Here is a 15,537-nt window from a genome sequence, read left to right as displayed (position 1 = left end):
TCAGTACTTCTCCACCAGCACGTCGGTATAAAGCTCTGCCATGTCCGGCTCGGGCGAGCTTTCGGCAAAGTCGGCGGCCTGGGCCACCTGCTGGCGAATCTTCTTGTCGATGTCCTTGATCGCGTCTTCGGTCACGCCGCGCTTGAGCAGTTCCTGCTTGGCGCTTTCGATCGGATCGTGCTTCTCGCGCATTTCCTGCACTTCTTCACGGCTGCGATACTTGGCCGGGTCGGACATCGAGTGGCCGCGATAGCGATAGGTGTTGAGTTCCATCAGCACCGGGCCATTGCCGCCGCGCACATATTCCAGCGCCACTTCAGCCGCCTGGCGCACTTCGAGCACGTCCATGCCGTTGACCGGCATGCCGGGGATGCGGAACGCGGTGCCACGGCGATAGAAGTGGGTTTCGGCCGAACCGCGCTTGACCGCGGTGCCCATGGCATAGCCGTTGTTTTCCACCACGAACACGATCGGCAGCTTCCACAGCGCGGCCATGTTGAAGGTTTCGTAGACCTGGCCCTGGTTGGCCGCGCCATCGCCGAAATAGGCCATGCACACGCCGCCATCATCGCGGTACTTGTGCCCAAAGGCCAGGCCCGCGCCGAGCGAGACCTGCGCGCCGACGATGCCGTGGCCGCCGAAGAACTTATGCTCGGTCGAGAACATGTGCATCGACCCGCCCTTGCCGCGCGAGATCCCCGCACCGCGACCGGTCAATTCGGCCATGATCACCTTGGGATCGATGCCATAGGCCAGCATGTGGCCATGGTCGCGATACCCGGTGATGACGCTGTCGTGCCCTTCGTTGAGCGCCGACTGCAGGCCCACCGCCACGGCTTCCTGGCCGATGTAGAGGTGGCAGAAGCCGCCGATCAGGCCAAGGCCATAGAGCTGGCCGGCCTTTTCCTCGAAGCGGCGGATCAGCACCATCTGCTCGTAGAACTTGAGCAGCTCGGCGTCCGAGGCGTCATAGCGCTTGTTGTTCGCGTGCGCCTGCTGAAGGCTGCGCAGGGCGAAAGTGGCATCGTCCTCGACCGGGCTGCTCAGCGCGGCGGAAACGTCGGGAACCGACGCGGCCACGGCAGCAGGCTTGGGGGCGGAGGAGCGGGGATTGGCGGCACGCGGCCTGGCGGACTTGGCCAAGTCTCAATATCCTTATTCTGGCTGCCTCAAGGCTCTGCGTATTCGCAAAACCGGCTTTCCCATTGAACCATCATCGCGGCTTTCGCAACGCCGAACGCATGCCAAGATGATAAATGATACGCAGGGAACACAGATCATCGGTGTTTATACTAGTATAACGCAAAAGTGCTGCATTGCGGCATTGCGGTGCACCCAAAATCACCGCCGGCCGGGGCGCTCAAGGCAGGATTGCCAAGCCCAGATGCCGGCACCGTTTTACCCGCGCAGACCGCGCGCCCGCAACGCCAAACCCACGGCACCGCGCCATCGTGGCGCGCCGATGGACAGCGGAAACGCGAAAGCGACGCCCCATTGCGGCGCCCGCCTGATGTCAGATCGATGATGGAAGCGTGGAAAAGCGACTGGCGCACCCGGAACGATTCGAACGTCCGACCCTCAGATTCGTAGTCTGATGCTCTATCCAGCTGAGCTACGGGTGCCTGCCGATGTCTGTGCCCGGTGCGATGAACGCGCGGGCGGCCTGCCTTAGGGCCAGCAGCCCGCAGGAGGCAATGGCGCACCCGGAACGATTCGAACGTCCGACCCTCAGATTCGTAGTCTGATGCTCTATCCAGCTGAGCTACGGGTGCCTGCCAATGTGTGGCCCGGTAAGGAGCCTTTCCCCTGCCCCACACCCTTGAAGGGAATGGCGCACCCGGAACGATTCGAACGTCCGACCCTCAGATTCGTAGTCTGATGCTCTATCCAGCTGAGCTACGGGTGCCGGGGAGCCGCGCCTCTATGTCAGACTGCGCAGGTTGGCAAGCACCTTGTTCAGGGCTCGAGCAGATTTTGCGCAGTTATGCACAAGGCAATATCGAGCGGTGGCATTGTCTCTTCCACGGCCAGCGCGCGCAGCCCCGGGCCGTCCACCCATTGCAGCGCGGCGCCCGCCTCTGGCCTGGGGACACCCTCCCAGGCGTCGCAACGGTAGAGCAGCAGGACTAGGTCACGCCCGCCGCCATCGGCGCTCCCAGCCTCGCGCACGGCAAAGGTGAGCGGTGCCAGATCGGACGGGGCAACTGCGATTCCCAGTTCCTCGGCCAGTTCGCGCGCCAGGGCCAGCGACGGCGTTTCTCCCAGTTCCACCTTGCCGCCGGGAAACTCCCACAGGCCACCGTGATGCTTGCCCAGCGGCCGCTGCTGCAGCAGCAGGCGCGCCGCGCGCCCTTCACCCGCCACCAGCGCGGCCGCCACCACCAGCAGCGGAGCAGGCGTGGCAACGGCAAGAGCAGGCAGAGATGCAGACATCGATCAATCCGTTCCGGCAGGAAATAGGGCATGGCGGCAAGCCGGCGTGCAACGGTTTCTTAGGTTAGCCGCGGCTATGCGGAAAGACGCATAGGTGGATGGGGCCGTTCGATGAAGAATTTCCTGCGCAAGATCGTGCGCGAGAGCGACGCGATGACGTTCGTGGAATACGGCCTGCTGGTTGGCGTGCTGGGGCTGTCGATCGTCTTTGGCCTCAACGCGTTTACCAATCAACTCTACCGGCTTTGGCACATTATCGACCAGGCCAGCACAAATGCGCAGCAGGCGCATTAAGCGCATCTTAGGTTTTTTTGCCTAGATCCCAAGTCGTCCGCAGCGAGACAAGACGCCGGTGCGGGCCGGGAAAAGAAGACCTCTTCAGGAGACCAATTATGAAGCTCATCCGTGACCTGTTCCGCAACGAAGAAGGCGCCACCGCCATCGAATACGGCCTGATCGCTGCGCTGATCGCCGTTGCTGCCATCACCGCCATGGGCGCGCTGGGCAACTCGCTCTCGGGCACCTTCAACCTCGTGTCGAACGACATGAACAACGCTCAGGACGGCCACCTCTAAGAGGCGCCGCCGCCCGGCGAAAACAGGCTGGGCGAACAAAACGGAATGGGCGGAAGAAGGCGGGGGCCTTTTTCCGCCCTTTCTCGTTGGCCACTGGCACGCCGCATGGCGCGCAACGGAAAAGGCCGCCGGACATGCGCTGTCCGGCGGCCTTTTCCTTGTATCGCTGTCGAATCAGGCGCCGATGCGCAGGAACCGTTCGGCGCGCAGCGCGCGCAGCGCATCGGCGTTCTTGCCGGCCAAGTGATCGAGTTCCTCGCCGATCGCTGCGGAGAGAGCGGTGCAGGCCGCCGCCGGGTCGCGATGCGCACCACCCACCGGTTCGGGCACGATGCGATCGATCACGCCCAGCGAAAGCAGGTCCTGCGCGGTCACTTTCATCGCTTCGGCAGCGTCGGGTGCCTTTTCGGCCGTGCGCCAGAGGATCGAGGCGCAGCCTTCGGGCGAAATCACCGAATAGACGGCATGTTCGAGCATCAGCACGCGTTCGGCACTGGCCAACGCCACCGCCCCGCCCGAGCCGCCCTCGCCCACGATCGTCGCCACCATCGGCACGCCCAGCGCCAGGCACGCTTCGGTAGACCGCGCAATGGCTTCGGCCTGGCCACGTTCTTCGGCCTCAACACCGGGAAACGCGCCCGAGGTATCCACCAGGGTCACCACCGGCAAGCCGAATCGGCTGGCCATTTCCATCAGGCGCACCGCCTTGCGATAGCCTTCGGGCTTGCCCATGCCGAAATTGTGGCGGATGCGGCTTTGCGTGTCGTTGCCCTTTTCATGGCCGATCAGCATCACCCGGCGGTTGCCCAGGCGGGCAAAGCCACCGATGATCGCCTGGTCCTCGCCATAGAGGCGGTCCCCGCCCAGCGGCATGAACCCGGTGAACATCCGCTCCACATAGTCGCGGAAGTGCGGCCGTGCCGGATGGCGGGCCACCTGGGTCTTTTGCCAGGGCGTCAGCGCACGATAGGTGCTGGCCAGAAGCTCGGCCGACTTGGTTTCAAGACGACGGATCTCGGCGGCGATGTCCAGTTCACCGCTGGCGGCGGCGGTATCGCGCAGTTCGGCGATACGGGCTTCCAGGGCGGCGACCGGCTTTTCGAATTCGAGGTACGAAATCATGGCGCCTGCGCTAGGGACACGCGCGCGTTTGGTCAATGGTCGCGCGCGGATCAGCGATGGCGCAGGGGATGCTTTTCGTTGACCAGCGCCACCAGCCGCGCGGCATCGACGTGGGTATAGATCTCGGTGGTGGCAATGTCGGCATGGCCCAGCAGGGTTTGCAAGACGCGCAGATCCGCCCCGCCCTCCAGCAAATGCGTGGCAAAGGCGTGGCGCAGCACATGCGGGCTGACCTTTTCGGGATCGATTCCGGCGCGCAGGGCCAGATCGCGCACCAGTTGGAACAGCCTGACGCGCGTCAGATGCCCGCCACGCGGAGATGGAAAGAGATGGCGCGAGCCGCCCGGCCGCACCGCCAGCCAGCGCCGCAGCGCGGCGAGCGCGCGGGTGGACACCGGCACCAGCCGCTGTTGCCCGCCCTTGCCGGTGATCGCCAGGAACGGCACGTCGCGCGGCAAGGCCGCCAGCGGCAGTGAGACCAGTTCGGTGGCACGCAGGCCCGAACCATAGAGCAGTTCAACCAGCGCCAGCAGGCGCAACCCCTCTGGCGTGCCGGCGGCGGCATCGGCTTCCGCCGTTTCCAGAAAACGGCCGATTTCGGCATGATCGAGCAGGCGCGGCAGCGGACGCCGGGCGCGCGGACGCACCAGCGCGGTGGAAGGATCGTCGGCGCGCAACCCTTCGTCCTGGGCAAAGGCCATGAACTGGCGCAGCGCGGAGATCTTGCGCGCCTGGCTGGCCGGCGCCAGGTTTGCCCAGCTTTGCGCCAGGCCAGTGAGCGCATCGCCATCGGCGCCCAGGAGATCGCCCACCACGCTTTCCGCCCCCGCCAGGTCGCGGGCGTAAGCGGCAAGGGTATTGGCAGCCGCGCCGCGTTCGGCCGCCATCATCGCCAGGAACGCCGCCACCGCCGGGGAAGCCGGGCCGGGCCCAGGTTTGGGCTGGCCCCGGGCCCGGCCTTTGGTCACACCCGCGCCACCGCTTCGGCCGCGATCATCCGCGCTTCGCCATCCAGGCCCACGCGGCGCAGCGCCGAAACGATATGGTAGAGATGCACCGCGGTCATCTTGTCCCAGCTGGCCGCCTGCATGCCGAATCCGGCGAGTATCGCCACCAGCGCGGGATTGTTCGATTCGGCCGCATCGTCGATCGCGCGGGTCCAGCGCGTCTGGCGGCCCATGTCGATCTTGAGCTTGCCGGCAAAGGCGCCTGCAGTGCCATCGTCCACCCGGCCCAGGCCCATCAGCCCGGCAAGCAGGAACTGCGAACGCAGGGCGCCGGAACTGTCATCATCCTTGTGGAACGTGTCCAGCGCATCCCCGCCGATCGCAGCGGTCTTGACCGGGGCGGCCAGTGCGATGAGCCCCCAGGGCTCGCTGCCCACCGGCACCACTGTGCCCCAGCGCATCGCATTGGCATCAAGCCCGGCGGTCAGCATCGAGGCGATGAGCCCGCCCGCATCGCCCGCCATATCCGGGCTGGGCATCATGCGCGCCGCGGCATAGGCCGTGAGCACGAGGCGGGAATAAGCGCGATCGGGATCATCGGCCGTGCCCCACAGCCCCTTGATCGCGGCGAGCCGATCGGCGGCGTCGGTTGCGGTATAGGCGGTGCGCAGCTTGTCGGCCAGCGGTCCCCAGGTCTTGTCCTGATCGGCGCCGTCCTGGGCGTTGATTTCGGCGAGCTGGCTATAGAGATCGACCATCGCCGCGCTCGACAGAATGCCGCGCCCGGCCGCCACGTCGGCCGCGGCGCAGCGCGCAGGGATAGGCAGCATCGGCGCACGCACGGCCAGCACGGCATAGTCCGCCCAGGCCTGTTCGCGCAGGGTTTGCGGCGGCTCCAGCCCCACGGCAAAGGCCAGGCCCGTGCGCCACGGGGTGAGCTGGTCGACATCCTTCCATTCGATGTTGACCGCGCGGCGGGTGGCCGAGGTGGCACCAGCCAGCTTCTGCGCCAACAGGATATCGATCTTATCGGTTCCGCCCCGGCGCATGAGGCGGTCTAGCTGGGCCATGGCCGGCGGGCCATCGCCGGTAAAGGCCGAGCAGATCGCGCGGGTCAGGTCCCACTGGGCCCCCTGGCGCCCGGCAGCGGTGAGCGCGGTGATCGGGCACAGGCCCACCGGATCGGCCGTCGCCAGGAATGCGCCCATCGCCGCATCTTCCAGGCCCGGCGTGAAAAAGCCGCTGTCCACCGATTGCACCATGGCGCGCGCGGCATCCGCCTCGCCCATGCGCAGCAGCAGGCCCGCGCGCAGCGCCGCCCAATCCGCGCCGTTCATCCCCACCGGGGTATCCATCCGGCTGGCGAGCGCGCGCCGCACCAGGATGTGGCCCCAGCGCGACACCATCGGCCCGCGCATGCGGCCCAGGAGCTGTTCCACGAACGCGCCGTTGAGATAGTGCGTGGACGTGGCGGGGAAACCACCATCCACCTGGTCGATCACGCCCACTCGCGCCAGGCTGCGCTGCGCGCTGGGCGGAATATCGTACTTGGGCTGGGCCTTGGCGATCAGCGCATCGAGCGTGGCCGGATCGATCGAATCGAGCGGATCGGCAGGGCCGGCGATCACATCGGCGTTGTCATCGAGCGGCAGAGGCTGGATCACCGGCGAAGACGTGGCAGCCGGCGCCGGATTGGCGGGCTTTGCGGCGGCACCTGGTGCTGCGGGACGCGGCGCGGGCGCGGCGGCAGGCTTGGCCGCCGGCGTGGCCGGCTTGGGCCGGGCCGGCTGGCTCACCGGCTTGTCGAACCCGGGCGGCAGCAGTGATTCCTGCGCCAGCAGGGCGCCGGTCATCCCGGCCACGGCAACGCAGCCCAGCAGGGCATGGCGGAAAAGGCGCGGTGTCATGGCTTGCTTCCCGAATTGACGCCCGTGGTGGCAGAGGCAGGGGCTGATGCGGAGGCAGGCGCCGCGACGGGCTGTTCGACCCAATCGGCGCGACGGGGGCCGCCCAGTTTCCAGGCCAGCACCAGCAGCGCCAGGGCCACGGCCGCCACCAGTCCGCCGCCGATCGCCGGCCATGGCAGGCGCTCTTTTTCCGTCTCCGGCTTGCCTCTTTGCATCGAACCCTGATTGTTCACGTTGCCTCGCTGCCACGGCGCTTGCGCTTGGCCCTAGCGCAAGTATAGGCGGCGCGGCAATGGACCACGACAGCGCTCCTCTTTCCATGGCGGAAATCGCCCGCATCGCCCGCCGGCTCGATCGGCCGGTGGTGTTGGTGGGCATGATGGGCGTGGGCAAGACGACCGTGGGCCGCAAGCTGGCCAGCCTGCTCGACGTGCCGTTCATCGACGCCGATGAAGAGATCGAGCGCGCCGCGCAGATGCCGATCCCCGAAATCTTCGCCACTTATGGCGAACCCTATTTCCGCAGCGGCGAACGCCGCGTGATCGCGCGCCTGCTCGATGGCGTCACGCCCGCCCGGCGCAAAGTGCTGGCCACTGGCGGCGGCGCTTTCGTCGATCCCGAGACGCGGGCCTTGATTCTCGACAAGGCGGTGTCGGTCTGGCTCGACAGCAATATCGACACCCTGGTGGAGCGCGTGGGCCGCAAGGACAACCGCCCCTTGCTGCGCGGCGGCAACCCGCGCGAAATCCTCACTCGCCTGCGCGACGAACGGCGGCCGGCCTATGAACAGGCCGCGATCCACATTACCAGCGGCAACCTGCCCCACGGCGTGACGGCCAGCCGCATCCTGAAAGCGATAGACGCATGGCTGTAATTCCCGTCGCCATTGCCGGCGCCCCCTATGACGTGGTGATCGAGGAAGGCGCGCTTGCCCGCGCCGGTGCGCTGTGCCGCCCGTTCCTGCGCAAGAACACCGTGGCCGTGGTGACCGACGAGAATGTTGCCGCTGCCTGGGCCGAGACGGTGACGGCCAGCTTCGCCGCCCAGGGCATTGCCAGCCAGTGGCTGGTGCTGCCTGCCGGGGAAGCGACCAAATCATGGGAAAGCCTGGCCCGCGTGGTCGATTGGCTGCTGGCCCAGGAAGTGGAGCGCAAGGATAACGTTGTCGCCTTGGGCGGCGGCGTGATCGGCGACTTGACCGGCTTTGCCGCCTCGATGCTCAAGCGCGGGTGCGGCTTCATCCAGATGCCCACCACGCTTTTGGCGCAAGTCGATTCCAGCGTGGGCGGCAAGACCGCGATCAACACGCCCATGGGCAAGAACCTGGTCGGCGCGTTTCACCAGCCCAGCCTGGTCCTGGCCGATCCGCTCAGCCTCGACACGTTGCCGCTGCGCGACGTGCGCGCCGGCTATGCCGAAGTTGTGAAATACGGCCTGATCGACGACGCCGAATTCTTCTTCTGGTGCGAAGCCAACGCGCAGCGCCTGCTGGCCGGCGAGGCCGACGCGCGCGAACACGCCATCGCCCATAGCGTCGCCGCCAAGGCGCGCATCGTCGCGGCCGACGAAAAGGAAACCACCGGCGTGCGTGCCCTGCTCAACCTGGGGCACACCTTCGGCCACGCGCTGGAAGCGCAGTGCGGCTTTTCCGACCGGCTGCTGCATGGCGAGGGCGTGGCACTGGGCATGATCCTGGCAGCGCGCTATTCGGCGCGGATCGGCCTGATGCGCGGCCAGGATGCCGAGCGCGTGGCCGCCCATATTGCTGCCGTCGGCCTGCCCGCCTCGCTCAAGGCGCTCGCGATGGACTGCGACGGGCAGACGCTCAAGAACCATATGCTCCACGACAAGAAGATGGACGCGGGCACCCTGCCCTTCCTGCTGATGCGCGGAATCGGGCAGACGTTCCTGGCCAAGGACGTGGACCTGGCCGACGTGGCGGCGTTTCTGGACGAGGAACTGGCGCGCTAGGCGCCCCTCCACCCCCGGCTTCGCCGGCGGTCCCCCTCCCCATTTCATGGGAAGAATCTAGAAGGTCCTCCCCACTTGTGGGGAGGGGGGCCAGCCGCAGGCTGGTGGAGGGGCGAGGCCTTAAAGCAAGCCGAGAACCAACTCTCCGGTGACGACTAGCGCTTTTCTGCGGCCAGATCGTCGCGGTCTTCAAAGCGAGCGAAGCATCCGAACTCATCCTCGATGTCTGTTTGCCCGCCAAACGACAGAATCAACGCGAACATGGCCGGGTCATTTTGGCTGACTGCAACATGCAGCGGCGTTTGGCCCATGTCGCCACGGACATTGGGGTCCAAGCCCGCCTCCAACAGAATTCTGGCACTTTCTATGTCGCGCCGCCACGCCGCCGCGTGAAGAAGGCTGTCATCATCGGCCAGCCGATAGTTCAGTAGATTATCAGGCGCTTCATCCAATAGAAAAACATCGCGCAAGCGATCGAGCAGGAAAGCGCGTTGATCCGGGGCCATTTCAATCAAACCCCACTAGCCGGCTCAAGATCTACCGCTGCAAATTCCGGCAGCATCGCCTGGCGCAGCAACGTCCGGTGGCATTCGGGCGCCGCACGTTCATAGCATAGCAGCGCCACGCGCTTTTCCTGGGCGAGCGCGTGCAATTGCGCGCCGGCAGCAATCGCCTCGGGCAGTTCGAGCTGGCCGGCATAGATGCGTTCCAGCGCCACGTGATCGTGCGCCCGCGCGGCGGCGCGGCCATCGGCTGGCGTGCCCAGGGCCTTGAAATGGACATAGGCGATGCCGGCCTGCGCCAGCGCGCCGGCCAGCGCCGTCTTGGAAAAGCCGGGGCGGCGCGAGAGCGGCAGGGCGCGCACGTCGGCGAGCACTTCCACCCCTGCCCCCTTCAAGGCGCCGATCACGCTATCTAGCGTCGCCTGTTCATAGCCGATAGTCCAGATCGTCGGCGCGCTCACAGCAGGCGCGCGCCGTTGGGCACCGGGCGTTCGGGGCTGGCCAGCACCACGCGGCCCTCCGCATCGGCAAAGCCCAGGGTGAGCACTTCGGACATCGCCTTGCCCACCTGGCGCGGCGGGAAGTTGACCACGGCGGCCACCTGCCGCCCGACCAACCCGGCCGGATCATAGAGCGCGGCCACTTGCGCGCAGCTTTTCTTGTGCCCCACGCCGGGGCCGAAATCGATCACCAGCCGGATCGAGGGCTTGCGCGCGCCCACCAATTCTTCTGCGGAAAGCACCGTGCCGATGCGGATATCCACCTTCAGGAAATCGCTGAAGGCAATGGTTTCTTCCGGTTCGCTGGTGGGATCGTGAATGACATGCATGGCGCCGATTGTGCCCCGGCCGCCCCGCTTGTGCAAGGCGGCCGGGGCAGCAAATCAGTCCTTGCCGGTCAGTCCTTGTTCGCCTGGGCAAAGGCGGCCGCCGCGCCAAACAGGCCGGGCTGCGGGTGCGTGATCAGCTTTACCGGCATTTGCGCCATGATCTGCTCGAACCGGCCCTTGGCGCGGAAGCGTTCGGCAAAGCCCGAACGCACCAGGCAATCCTTGATGCGCAGGCCCAGGCCACCGGCCATCACCACCGCCGAGGCGCCATGCGCCAGGGCCAGATCGCCCGCCACGCTGCCCAGCGACAGGCAGAAGCGGTCGATCGCGGCGGCCGCCAGGCTGTCTTCGCCGCTGCTGCCCAGGGTCCAGATCGCCTTGTCATCACGCGGGATGAACGGCGCGCCTTCGATCAGAGCCAGGGTTTCGTAGATATCGACGATGCCGGGGCCGGCCACCACCCGCTCCACCGAAACCCGGCGATGCCGTTTGCGCAGGCGCGCCAACACGGCATCCTCGATCCCGTCGAGCGGGGCATAGTCGATATGCCCGCCTTCGGTGGGCTGCACCTGATAGCCCTGGGCATGGCGCCAGAGCTGCGCCACGCCAAGGCCGGTGCCCGGGCCAACCACGCTGAGCACGCCCTGTTCGGGCAGCGGCACATTGGGGCCGGACAAGTGGATGAAATGCTCGTTATCAGCCTGGGCCACAGCATGGGCCACGGCGGCAAAGTCGTTGACCACGACATAGCGATCGGCACCGAGCTTTTCCGGGATCAGTGCCGGGCGGATGATCCAGGGGTTGTTGGTGAATTTGATCACCTCGCCCCCCACCGGCCCGGCCACGGCAATGGCACAGGCCTTGGGCACGGTGCCGCCGTTCTGGCGGGCGAATTCCTCCCAAGCCAGTTGGAAGCTGGCATGTTCGGCGGTCTTGAGCGTCACCGCTTCGCCCAGGTGCGTGACGCGGCCCCCTTCCACAGTGGCCAAGGCAAAGCGCGCGTGCGTCCCGCCGATGTCGACGGCTACGAGTTCCATGGTATCCTCCCCCAAATGCGCCAAGGCGTTACAGGCCGGCTGCGGCCAGCATCGCCGAACCGCCGCGTTCGGCCGGATCGGAATGATGGCGCATCAGGGCAAAGAGTTCGCGACCCACGCCCATCGCTTCGGCCGGGGCGGCAACTTCTTCGCGTGCTGCCCATTCATCGGCATCGACCAGCGCTTCAAGCCGGCCGGTATCGGCGCAGACCCGCACCACGTCGCCATCGCGCAGCTTGGCCAGCGGGCCACCCAGCTTGGCTTCGGGCGAAACGTGGATGGCGGCCGGGACTTTGCCCGAAGCGCCCGACATGCGCCCGTCGGTGACCAACGCCACGCGGAAGCCGCGATCCTGCAGCACGCCAAGTGGCGGGGTCAGCTTGTGGAGTTCGGGCATGCCATTGGCCGCCGGCCCCTGGAAGCGCACCACGACCACCACGTCGCGTTCGAGCTCGCCGGCCTTGAACGCCTTCAGCACATCGTTCTGGTCCGAAAACACCCGCGCGGGCGCTTCGATCGTCCAGCGCGAGCGGTCCACCGCGCTGAGCTTGATAGTGCCACGCCCGAGATTGCCCTGGAGCAGGCGCAGGCCGCCTTCGGGCTGGAACGGGGCAGAGACCGGGCGCAGCATGCTGTCGTCGCTGCTTTTCACCGGCGCCGGGTTCCACTTGAGCGTGTCGCCATCCATCACCGGCTCTTGCGCGCCTTCGGCCAGCGAGGCGCCATAGACGGTGCGGATATCGCCATGGGCCAGGCCCGAATCCAGCAGCTCGCGGATGACATAGGGCATGCCGCCGGCGGCGTGGAAATAGTTCACGTCGCCCGCCCCGTTGGGATAGACGCTGGCGATCAGCGGCACCACGCGCGAAAGCTCGTCCATGTCGTCCCAGTCGATCTGCACGCCAGCGGCGCGGGCCATCGCGGGGATGTGGATCACATGGTTGGTCGAGCCACCCGTGGCGAGCAGGCCGACGACAGCATTGACGATGGCCTTTTCGTCCACGCAGTGGCCAAGCGGGCGATAATCGTCGCCATTCCAGGCGATCTTGGCCACCTGGTGCACGGCAGCGCGCGTCAATTCCTGGCGCAGCTTGGTGCCCGGCAAGACAAAGCTGGAACCCGGCATGTGCAGGCCCATCATTTCCATCATCATCTGGTTGGAATTGGCCGTGCCATAGAACGTGCAGGTGCCGGCCGAGTGATAGCTGGCGCTTTCGGATTCAAGCAGTTCCTCGCGCCCCACCTTGCCTTCGGCATAGAGCTGGCGGATGCGCACCTTTTCCTTGTTGGCCAGGCCCGAGGGCATCGGGCCCGACGGCACCAGGATCGTGGGCAGATGGCCAAAGCGCAGGCCGCCGATGATCAGGCCGGGCACGATCTTGTCGCAAATCCCCAGGAACAGCGCGGCTTCGAACATACCGTGGGAAAGGCCCACGGCCGTGCTCATGGCAATGGTATCGCGGCTGAACAGCGACAGTTCCATCGAATCCTGGCCCTGCGTCACCCCGTCGCACATTGCCGGAACCCCGCCCGCCACCTGCGCCGTGGCCCCCACTTCGCGGGCGAAGACCTTGATCTGTTCGGGATAGCGGCCATAGGGCTGGTGCGCCGAAAGCATGTCGTTGAAGGCGGTGACAATGCCGATGTTGAGCGCCTTGCCATCGCGCAGCGTGGACTTGTCATCCCCGGCCGCGGCAAAGCCGTGGGCCAGGTTGCCGCAGGTCAACTGAGGGCGGTTGACGCCGGCATCGCGCGCGCGGTCGATCAGGTCGAGATAAGCGGCGCGACTATCGCGGCTGCGCGCCACGATACGGTCGGTGACCTTGGCCAGCGTGGGATGAAGGGCCATCATTCGCTCCAGTAAATGGTAACCGGCGGGCCATCGGCACCGCGCAGGAAATCGGAAACAGGATAATCGGCGTTGCCCGCCAGCACGTCTTCGATCAGCGCCTTCTTGGAAGCACCGGTGACGACCAGGATGATCTCCTTCGTCGCCTTGAGGGCGCGCGCCGTCAGCGTCAGGCGGTCGAACGGCGCTTCGGGCGGCAGCGGGACGGGCGTGGTGGCAATCACCGTGGCGCCGGGACGCACCAGCGCCTGCATGGTTGGAAACAGCGAGGCGACGTGGCCGTCTTCGCCCATGCCCAGCCACACCAGGTCGAACGGGGCCACCGGGGCGCCCTCTTCCAGGCGCTCGAAACTGGCACCGCTGTCACCCAACGCGGCAAAAAGCTTGCCGAAATTGCTGGCGGGATGATCGTCGGGCACGCGCCGGTCATCGGTCAGCGCCAGGGTGGTGCCGCTCCAGTCAAGGCCGCGATCCTTGAGCAAGGCAAAGACCTTGAGCGGGGTGGAGCCGCCGGTCATCGCCAGGCGCTTGGCCCCCGGCCGTGCCAGTTCGGCGGCGATGCGGTCGGCCACGGCGGCAGCATCGCCGGGCTTGGCCCACTTTACGCGCGCGCTTGCTGCCTCAGTCATTCCAGCTTCTCCCGTCGCGCTCGGTCAGGGCGATGGCCGCGTTCGGGCCCCAGCTGCCGGCGGCATAGGGCTTGCACTCCATGTCTTCGCTGGCCCAGACGGCGCGGATCGCATCGACCCACTTCCACTGCGCTTCCACTTCGTCGCGGCGCACGAACAGCGTCTGCTCGCCCTCGATCAGGTCGAGCAGCAGGCGTTCGTAGGCAATCCGGCGGCGCGCCTTGGCAAAGGCCGTGGTGAGCGACAGGTCGAGGTTCACCTCGCGCAGCACGACGCCGCCACGATCCAGCCCCGGCTCCTTGGCCATGACCTGCAACCGCACGTATTCCTCGGGCTGAAGGCGGATGACCATGCGGTTGGCGCGCAGCTTGCCGCCGCGTTCGGAAAAGATGTTGTGCGGCACCTGCTTGAACTGCACCACGATTTCCGAGCGACGCTCGGCCAGGCGCTTGCCCGTGCGCAGATAGAACGGCACGCCCTGCCAGCGCCAGTTGTCGATATGCGCCTTGATCGCCACGAAGGTTTCGGTGTCCGATGCCTGGCCCAGGTCTTCCTGATAGCCGGCCACGCCGCCGCCCTTCACCGCGCCGGCGCGATACTGGCCGCGCACCATTTCCTCGGCCTTTACCGTGCGCAGCGCGCGCAGCACCTTGACCTTTTCATCGCGAATCGAGGTGGCGTCGAAATCGCGCGGCGGCTCCATCGCCGTCAGCGCAAGAAGCTGGAGCATATGGTTCTGCACCATGTCGCGCAGCGCGCCGGTATCGTCGTAGAAACCCTTGCGGCCTTCCAGGCCCACGGTTTCGCTCACCGTGATCTGCACGTGGTCGATATTGCCCGCGTTCCACTGCGGCTCGAACATCATGTTGGCAAAACGCAGCGCCATCAGGTTCTGCACGGTTTCCTTGCCGAGATAGTGATCAATGCGGAATATCTGGTCTTCGGCAAAGCCGGCGGCCACGGCATCGTTGATGCGGCGGCTCGATTCCAGGTTGTTGCCCAGCGGCTTTTCCAGGCCGATGCGCACATTTTCATGGGCCAGGCCAGCGCGACGCAGGCCCTCGATGGTGGGTTCGAACAGCGCGGGCGCGGTCGACAGGAAGATCGAGAGCCCACAGCTGGTATCGCCCAGCTTTTCCGAAAGGGCAGCAAAACCATCGACGTTCGAGGCATCGAGCGTCTGGTATTCCAGCCGCGCCAGGAAGCTGGCCAGCTTGGTCTCGTCCTTGCGATCTTCGGGCAGGAATTCGTCGAGCGCCTGGTGCGCAAATTCGCGGAAATCCTCGTCCTGGTGTTCCGAACGCGCGGTGCCGACGATACGCAGGCCCGGATCGATCAGCCCGTCTTCGTGCAGGGCATAAAGCGAGGGCAACAGCATCCGGCGGGAAAGGTCGCCGGTCGCGCCAAAAAGCAAAAGCGCAGAACAACTGCTGTCGGCCATCGGCGGATCTCCTTATCGTTCGCATCACGCATACCCATGCGTTCATGCAGGGCAACGTGCGACCCCTTGGAATGGGTCCTTGTCGATGCATGCCCTAGTCGCTCAAGACCCAGGATGCACGTCGCATAAGTATGCAAGCGGGAAGCGGCCTGCAAAGCATCTTTCCGTCCGCGACGGTGGTAGCGCGCGCAATTTCGCTGCCCACCGCAAAGTGGCGCCAGGGCACTTCCATTTTCGAGATAATTCGATTGCAAAGAGGTTGACCATGCTGGCATCCCACCTTCAAGGACCCGG

At 66.2% G+C, this 15,537-nt stretch carries 17 protein-coding genes and 3 tRNA genes; 4 read left to right on the top strand and 16 right to left on the bottom strand.

Features of this window, described 5'->3' with window-relative positions:
* The 5 genes from pdhA to FHT19_RS07285 all read right to left on the bottom strand — a co-directional run bounded on the left by pdhA (nucleotide 1) and on the right by FHT19_RS07285 (nucleotide 2,433).
* On the bottom strand, nucleotides 1-1,011 hold the full coding sequence (pdhA, locus tag FHT19_RS07305) for a pyruvate dehydrogenase (acetyl-transferring) E1 component subunit alpha (RefSeq protein WP_246866014.1): 1,011 nt from the start codon (nucleotides 1,009-1,011) through the stop codon (nucleotides 1-3).
* 534 nt (nucleotides 1,012-1,545) lie between these two features.
* Nucleotides 1,546-1,622 (bottom strand) — tRNA-Arg (locus tag FHT19_RS07300).
* A gap of 73 nt (nucleotides 1,623-1,695) precedes the next feature.
* Nucleotides 1,696-1,772: transfer RNA gene (locus FHT19_RS07295), tRNA-Arg, on the bottom strand.
* Nucleotides 1,773-1,829: 57 nt separating this feature from the next.
* A tRNA-Arg gene (locus FHT19_RS07290) sits at nucleotides 1,830-1,906 on the bottom strand.
* Nucleotides 1,907-1,956: 50 nt separating this feature from the next.
* A complete protein-coding gene (locus FHT19_RS07285; RefSeq protein WP_169474437.1) occupies nucleotides 1,957-2,433 on the bottom strand; it encodes an NUDIX domain-containing protein in 477 nt (158 codons plus the stop codon).
* A 111-nt stretch (nucleotides 2,434-2,544) separates the two neighbouring features.
* Between FHT19_RS07285 and FHT19_RS07280 the strand changes: the two genes are divergently transcribed.
* Nucleotides 2,545-2,727: a Flp family type IVb pilin gene (locus FHT19_RS07280; protein ID WP_168554908.1), complete on the top strand. Its 183-nt coding sequence runs from the start codon at nucleotides 2,545-2,547 to the stop codon at nucleotides 2,725-2,727.
* 98 nt (nucleotides 2,728-2,825) lie between these two features.
* Nucleotides 2,826-3,008 carry a Flp family type IVb pilin gene (locus FHT19_RS07275; RefSeq protein WP_168554907.1) on the top strand — a complete coding sequence of 61 codons (183 nt, stop codon included), beginning with the start codon at nucleotides 2,826-2,828 and terminating at the stop codon, nucleotides 3,006-3,008.
* A 174-nt stretch (nucleotides 3,009-3,182) separates the two neighbouring features.
* Here FHT19_RS07275 and FHT19_RS07270 read toward each other — a convergent pair whose 3' ends face one another.
* From FHT19_RS07270 to FHT19_RS07255, 4 genes are read right to left on the bottom strand one after another with little or no spacing between them, the layout of a single operon-like run.
* The gene (locus tag FHT19_RS07270; RefSeq protein ID WP_169474436.1) at nucleotides 3,183-4,130 is read right to left on the bottom strand and encodes an acetyl-CoA carboxylase carboxyltransferase subunit alpha; all 948 of its coding nucleotides are present in this window, start codon (nucleotides 4,128-4,130) and stop codon (nucleotides 3,183-3,185) included.
* A gap of 50 nt (nucleotides 4,131-4,180) precedes the next feature.
* The gene (locus FHT19_RS07265) at nucleotides 4,181-5,038 is read right to left on the bottom strand and encodes a tyrosine recombinase (protein ID WP_348981774.1); all 858 of its coding nucleotides are present in this window, start codon (nucleotides 5,036-5,038) and stop codon (nucleotides 4,181-4,183) included.
* Between the two features lie 56 nt (nucleotides 5,039-5,094).
* Entirely contained in the window at nucleotides 5,095-6,984 is a 1,890-nt protein-coding gene (locus FHT19_RS07260; protein WP_169474435.1) for a hypothetical protein, read from the bottom strand.
* Nucleotides 6,981-7,217, bottom strand: coding sequence for a hypothetical protein (locus FHT19_RS07255; RefSeq protein WP_169474434.1), 237 nt, complete (start codon nucleotides 7,215-7,217; stop codon nucleotides 6,981-6,983). Before FHT19_RS07255 ends, FHT19_RS07260 begins: the two co-directional genes overlap by 4 nt.
* A gap of 59 nt (nucleotides 7,218-7,276) precedes the next feature.
* Between FHT19_RS07255 and FHT19_RS07250 the strand changes: the two genes are divergently transcribed.
* Entirely contained in the window at nucleotides 7,277-7,858 is a 582-nt protein-coding gene (locus FHT19_RS07250; RefSeq protein ID WP_168554903.1) for a shikimate kinase, read from the top strand.
* Entirely contained in the window at nucleotides 7,849-8,955 is a 1,107-nt protein-coding gene (gene aroB / locus FHT19_RS07245) for a 3-dehydroquinate synthase (protein WP_169474433.1), read from the top strand. Before FHT19_RS07250 ends, aroB begins: the two co-directional genes overlap by 10 nt.
* A 155-nt stretch (nucleotides 8,956-9,110) precedes the next feature.
* Here aroB and FHT19_RS07240 read toward each other — a convergent pair whose 3' ends face one another.
* The 7 genes from FHT19_RS07240 to zwf all read right to left on the bottom strand — a co-directional run bounded on the left by FHT19_RS07240 (nucleotide 9,111) and on the right by zwf (nucleotide 15,243).
* A complete protein-coding gene (locus tag FHT19_RS07240) occupies nucleotides 9,111-9,461 on the bottom strand; it encodes an ankyrin repeat domain-containing protein (RefSeq protein ID WP_248290383.1) in 351 nt (116 codons plus the stop codon).
* 5 nt (nucleotides 9,462-9,466) lie between these two features.
* Nucleotides 9,467-9,919 (bottom strand): DUF488 domain-containing protein, encoded by a 453-nt coding sequence (locus tag FHT19_RS07235; protein ID WP_169474431.1) that lies wholly within the window; start codon nucleotides 9,917-9,919, stop codon nucleotides 9,467-9,469.
* Nucleotides 9,916-10,287 carry a tRNA-binding protein gene (locus FHT19_RS07230; RefSeq protein WP_169474430.1) on the bottom strand — a complete coding sequence of 124 codons (372 nt, stop codon included), beginning with the start codon at nucleotides 10,285-10,287 and terminating at the stop codon, nucleotides 9,916-9,918. Before FHT19_RS07230 ends, FHT19_RS07235 begins: the two co-directional genes overlap by 4 nt.
* Before the next feature lie 68 nt (nucleotides 10,288-10,355).
* Nucleotides 10,356-11,324 carry a glucokinase gene (locus tag FHT19_RS07225; protein ID WP_169474429.1) on the bottom strand — a complete coding sequence of 323 codons (969 nt, stop codon included), beginning with the start codon at nucleotides 11,322-11,324 and terminating at the stop codon, nucleotides 10,356-10,358.
* A gap of 28 nt (nucleotides 11,325-11,352) precedes the next feature.
* Nucleotides 11,353-13,176 carry a phosphogluconate dehydratase gene (edd, locus tag FHT19_RS07220; RefSeq protein ID WP_169474428.1) on the bottom strand — a complete coding sequence of 608 codons (1,824 nt, stop codon included), beginning with the start codon at nucleotides 13,174-13,176 and terminating at the stop codon, nucleotides 11,353-11,355.
* Nucleotides 13,173-13,802 carry a 6-phosphogluconolactonase gene (locus tag FHT19_RS07215; RefSeq protein ID WP_169474427.1) on the bottom strand — a complete coding sequence of 210 codons (630 nt, stop codon included), beginning with the start codon at nucleotides 13,800-13,802 and terminating at the stop codon, nucleotides 13,173-13,175. The genes edd and FHT19_RS07215 overlap by 4 nt, the downstream gene beginning before the upstream one ends.
* On the bottom strand, nucleotides 13,795-15,243 hold the full coding sequence (gene zwf / locus FHT19_RS07210; protein ID WP_169474426.1) for a glucose-6-phosphate dehydrogenase: 1,449 nt from the start codon (nucleotides 15,241-15,243) through the stop codon (nucleotides 13,795-13,797). The genes FHT19_RS07215 and zwf overlap by 8 nt, the downstream gene beginning before the upstream one ends.
* Nucleotides 15,244-15,537 lie beyond the last annotated feature (294 nt).

Origin of the sequence: Novosphingobium sp. SG919 (assembly GCF_012932495.1) — a bacterium.
GTDB classification, from domain to species: Bacteria; Pseudomonadota; Alphaproteobacteria; order Sphingomonadales; family Sphingomonadaceae; genus Novosphingobium; species Novosphingobium rhizosphaerae.
The sequence above is the reverse complement of the archived record's forward strand: the minus strand, read 5'-3'. Positions and strand labels throughout refer to the sequence as shown.

Excerpts from the sequence above, each read along its gene's own strand:
- FHT19_RS07285 (WP_169474437.1), bottom strand. The coding sequence starts at position 2,433 with ATGTCTGCATCTCTGCCTGCTCTTGCCGTTGCCACGCCTGCTCCGCTG.
- FHT19_RS07280 (WP_168554908.1), top strand. The coding sequence starts at position 2,545 with ATGAAGAATTTCCTGCGCAAGATCGTGCGCGAGAGCGACGCGATGACG.
- FHT19_RS07275 (WP_168554907.1), top strand. The coding sequence starts at position 2,826 with ATGAAGCTCATCCGTGACCTGTTCCGCAACGAAGAAGGCGCCACCGCC.
- FHT19_RS07270 (WP_169474436.1), bottom strand. The coding sequence starts at position 4,130 with ATGATTTCGTACCTCGAATTCGAAAAGCCGGTCGCCGCCCTGGAAGCC.
- FHT19_RS07260 (WP_169474435.1), bottom strand. The coding sequence starts at position 6,984 with ATGACACCGCGCCTTTTCCGCCATGCCCTGCTGGGCTGCGTTGCCGTG.
- FHT19_RS07250 (WP_168554903.1), top strand. The coding sequence starts at position 7,277 with ATGGACCACGACAGCGCTCCTCTTTCCATGGCGGAAATCGCCCGCATC.
- aroB (WP_169474433.1), top strand. The coding sequence starts at position 7,849 with ATGGCTGTAATTCCCGTCGCCATTGCCGGCGCCCCCTATGACGTGGTG.
- FHT19_RS07240 (WP_248290383.1), bottom strand. The coding sequence starts at position 9,461 with ATGGCCCCGGATCAACGCGCTTTCCTGCTCGATCGCTTGCGCGATGTT.
- FHT19_RS07230 (WP_169474430.1), bottom strand. The coding sequence starts at position 10,287 with ATGCATGTCATTCACGATCCCACCAGCGAACCGGAAGAAACCATTGCC.
- FHT19_RS07225 (WP_169474429.1), bottom strand. The coding sequence starts at position 11,324 with ATGGAACTCGTAGCCGTCGACATCGGCGGGACGCACGCGCGCTTTGCC.
- edd (WP_169474428.1), bottom strand. The coding sequence starts at position 13,176 with ATGATGGCCCTTCATCCCACGCTGGCCAAGGTCACCGACCGTATCGTG.
- FHT19_RS07215 (WP_169474427.1), bottom strand. The coding sequence starts at position 13,802 with ATGACTGAGGCAGCAAGCGCGCGCGTAAAGTGGGCCAAGCCCGGCGAT.
- zwf (WP_169474426.1), bottom strand. The coding sequence starts at position 15,243 with ATGGCCGACAGCAGTTGTTCTGCGCTTTTGCTTTTTGGCGCGACCGGC.